Below are 3,961 nucleotides of genomic sequence, written 5' to 3'. Positions count from 1 at the left end.
CCATTCCCTTGCCGGCGTCAGAGCCCTTGGCCGCCTGCCGCTTGTTGAGCATGGCGATGGTGCCGAGCGCAAGCGCGATGACCGTGAACGAGACCGCCGAGATCACGGTGCCGAGTGCATAGATGTCGGGGTTCGTCACGGTCGTGGTGAGCCCCTGAAGATCGAGCGGCAATGTATTGACGGCCCCGATCGCCTGGCTGGAGCGCGCGAGCTCGTCCCAGGAGAGGGTGAAGCCGAACAGCCCGATGCCGATCACGGAGGGCAGGATGATCGGCAGCACCACATAACGGAACGTCTGCCACGGCGTGGCGCCGAGATCGCGCGCGGCTTCCTCGAGGCGCGGGTCGAAGCGGTTGAAGATCGCAAACATGATCAGCAGGCCGAACGGCAGCGTCCAGGTCAGGTGCGCGCCGAGCCCGGACGTGAGCAGGCCCATCGAGGTCTCGAAATTCTCGTTCCAATGCGCCTTGATCAGGTCGTCGATGATGCGGAACTCGAGCGAGATGCCGAGCGAGGTGATGATCGAGGGCACGATCAGGCTGGCGATCGCCGAATAGAACAAAATGCTCTGCGCCCAAAACTTGCGCCGGAACGCCATCCCGGCGGCGACTGACAGCACCACGGTGACGATCATCACGACGATGCCGAGCAGCAGCGAGCGGCGGAAGGCGGCGCCGAGATCGACGATGCCGGTGCCTTGGAACAGCTTTGCGATCCAGAAGGTCGAGACGCCGTTCATCGGAAAGGTGAGGCCGCCCTGCGGCCCCTGGAACGACAGCACGTAGATCGCGATCATCGGCCCATAAAGGAACAGCACATAGGCCGCGAAGAAGATCGCGAGCACGTAGAACGAGCGCGGGCGTCCTTCCGTCATGCTCTAGAGCTCTTTCTTGATGTCGACGATGCGCGACATCATCGTGATGATCAGGAAGGTGATGACGAGCAGGATCACGGCATTGGCCGCGGCCGCCGGGAATTGCAGGGCGTTGACCCGCGTCTCGATGATCTTGCCGGCGGCGGCGATCTGCTGGCCGCCCATGACGCCGATGGTGATGAAATCGCCCATCACGATGGTGATGACGAAGATCGAGCCGATCACGATGCCGGGCTTGGACAGCGGAATGATCACGTTGACGAGGGTCTGGAAGCCGCTGGCGCCGGCATCATAGGCGGCCTCGATCAGCGACTTGTCGATGCGCACCATCGAGTTGAAGATCGGCACCACCATGAAGAAGGTGAAGAGGTGAACCAGCGCCAGCACCACCGAGAATTCGGAGAACAGCAGCCATTCGATCGGATGGTTGATCAGGCCCGTCTTCATCAGGCCCGAGTTGACGAGGCCGTTGCGCCCGAGCAGCGGGATCCAGGCGATCATGCGGATCACGTTGGAGGTCCAGAACGGGATCGTGCACAGCAGCGACAATCCCATCTGCCAGGTCTTGGACCTGACGTGGAAGGCGAGGAAGTAGGCGACCCAGAAGCCGATGAAGAGCGTGATGGCCCAGACCATGAAGCAGAGCTTCAGCGTCTTCACATAGGTCCTGCCGATCGTGCACAGCTCGGGGAGCTGCGCGAGGCAGCCCTCGAACGTGTCGGTGTAGCCGCGGCCGGAGAACGCCGGCAGCAGCTGGTATTCGTTGTAATCCCAGAACGAGACGATGACGACGAAGACGAGCGGAATGAGGAAGAAGGCGAGAAACACCAGCATCATCGGCCCGGCCTGAAGCCAGGAGATCAAGGACGGCGACAGGCGCGTCGGCTTGGCGGCGCGCGCTGTGCCCGACCCCGGGATCAAGCCCGGGGTTGCCTGTTGCAGGACTTCTTCCGACATGTCCGTTACGCCTACGCCGCGATGAACTCATTCCACTTGCGGACCATGTAGTCGTTCTCGTCCATCACCGCGTTCCAGCAGGCGACGCCGCCCATGCGGTCCTCGTAGGAGCCGCCGTCGCGGACCGCGCCGGCCTTCTCCAGCAGCGAACCGTCGGGCGCCTTGATGTCCTTCTCGGCCGGCTTGCCTTCCATCCAATAAGCCCACTCGTACGGCTCCATATGCGCCTTGGCGGTGGAGAGCACGGCGGAGTAATAGCCCTGGCGGTTGAGATAGGCGCCGGCATAGCCTGATAGAAACCAGTTGACGAACTCATAGGCCCATTCCAGCTTGGCACCCGAGACTCCCTTGGAGACGCAGAAGCCCGAGGCCCAGGAGCGATAGCCTTCCTTGAGAGGCTGGAAGGTGCAGGGGATACCCATCGAGCGCACCTTCGTCACCGCCGGCGACCACATCGACTGGATCACGGTCTCGCCCGACGCCATCAGGTTGACGCTCTCGTTGAAGTCTTTCCAGAAGGCGCGGAACTGGCCGGCCTTCTTGGCTTCGGTCATCACCTTCATGGTGAGATCGATCTCTTCCTTGGTCATGTTGCCCTTGTCGGCATATTTGTGCTTGCCGGTGGCTTCCACGACCATCGCGGCGTCCATGATGCCGATCGAGGGGATGTTGAGAATCGAGGCCTTGCCCTTGAACTCGGGATTGAGCAGCTCGGACCAGGAGCTGATCGGCCGCTTGATCAGGTCGGGGCGGATGCCGAGCGTGTCAGCGTTGTAGACGGTCGGGATCAGCGTCACGAATTCGGTCGCCGACGTCGCGAACTTCTTGGAATCCTTGCCTTCGAGATAGAGCACCTTCCAGGGCGCGGTGCCCTGACCGCCGATCTTCTTGCCGCCGGGCGTCTCGCCCTTGGTGAAGACGGGCGTGATGTTGCCGAATTCCTTGATCTTCCTGGCGTCGAGCGCAAGGATGTTGCCGGACGGCACGATCTTCTTCAACGAGAAATATTCGGTATCGAGCACGTCGAAGGAGTTCGGCTGGGTCATCACGCGCTTGGTGACGTCGTCGGTGGTCGCGGTGATGTATTCGATCTTGATGCCGGTGTCCTTCAGGCACTGCTTGGCGATGTCGTCGCCCTCGTTCACGGCGGTGCCGAGATAACGCAGCACCTTCGCATCGGCCGACTTCACATAGGGGAAGCCGGTGATGGCGCCGGAGCCGGCGGCGAGGCCGGCGAGACCCGCGGTGCCCTTCAATAGCGTGCGGCGGCTGACGCCGGTTGTCCTGGTCGTCTCGGTCATTTCGTTCACTCCTCTGTGTTTACGCATTTTCTGTCGTGACTGGCGCTATTGCAGGCGTTGCGCCTTGGCGGGATCCCATGTGGCGAGCACGCGATCGCCCGCGCGGAACGGGTGGACGTCGAAGGTGGTCTCGGGAAGGTGGGAGAACAGGGCGGTGCCGTCGTCGAGCGTGAGCGAGACGGCAATGTAGGAGCCCTGGTACTCGGTCTGGGTCAGCAGCGCCGGCGCGCCGAACGCGCCCTCGGTGAACGGCACGATGCCGAGCTGATCGGCACGCACGGCGATCAGCTTGCCGGCGTCGCTGAGCACGTTGTGACCGCCGATGAAGCGCGCCACGAATTCGGTGCGGGGATGATGGAAGATGTCGCGGGCCGTGCCCTGCTGCTCGATCCGGCCCTGGTTCATCACCACGATGTGGTCGGCGAGCGCCATCGCCTCTTCCTGGCCGTGGGTGACCTGGATGAAGCTGATGCCGAGCTCGCGCTGCAGCCGCTTCAACTCGCCCCGCATCTTGACGCGCAGGAACGGATCGAGCGCGGAGAGCGGCTCGTCGAGCAGGAGGATCTGGGGCTCGGTGATCAGCGCGCGGGCGAGCGCCACGCGCTGCTGCTGGCCGCCGGAGAGCTGCGCCGGAAGCCGGCCCGCATATTGGCTCATCGCGACCAGCTCGAGCAATTCGCCGGCGCGCCGGTGCCGCGTCGGCTTGTCAATGCCGCGCATCTTCAATGCGAAGGCGACGTTGTCGAGCACGGTGAGGTGCGGAAACAGCGCGTAGGACTGGAACATCATCGCAGTGCCGCGCTTGGCGGGCTCGAGGTCGGTGACGTTC

At 63.2% G+C, this 3,961-nt stretch carries 4 protein-coding genes; all 4 read right to left on the bottom strand.

Annotated features, from left to right (window positions below; genetic code table 11):
- A partial coding sequence (locus JHD07_RS33430) for an ABC transporter permease (RefSeq protein WP_291629903.1) occupies positions 1-874 on the bottom strand: 874 nt, incomplete at its 3' end.
- A 3-nt stretch (positions 875-877) separates the two neighbouring features.
- A complete protein-coding gene (locus JHD07_RS33425; protein WP_291629900.1) occupies positions 878-1,831 on the bottom strand; it encodes an ABC transporter permease in 954 nt (317 codons plus the stop codon).
- An 11-nt stretch (positions 1,832-1,842) separates the two neighbouring features.
- A complete protein-coding gene (locus JHD07_RS33420; RefSeq protein WP_291629898.1) occupies positions 1,843-3,132 on the bottom strand; it encodes an extracellular solute-binding protein in 1,290 nt (429 codons plus the stop codon).
- A 45-nt stretch (positions 3,133-3,177) separates the two neighbouring features.
- The coding region (locus tag JHD07_RS33415; RefSeq protein ID WP_291629896.1) for an ABC transporter ATP-binding protein at positions 3,178-3,961 on the bottom strand (784 nt) is incomplete at its 5' end.

The sequence above is a fragment of the Bradyrhizobium sp. genome (assembly GCF_016462955.1).
Taxonomy (GTDB): Bacteria; Pseudomonadota; Alphaproteobacteria; order Rhizobiales; family Xanthobacteraceae; genus Bradyrhizobium.
This window is presented reverse-complemented; position numbering and strand designations above follow the sequence as displayed.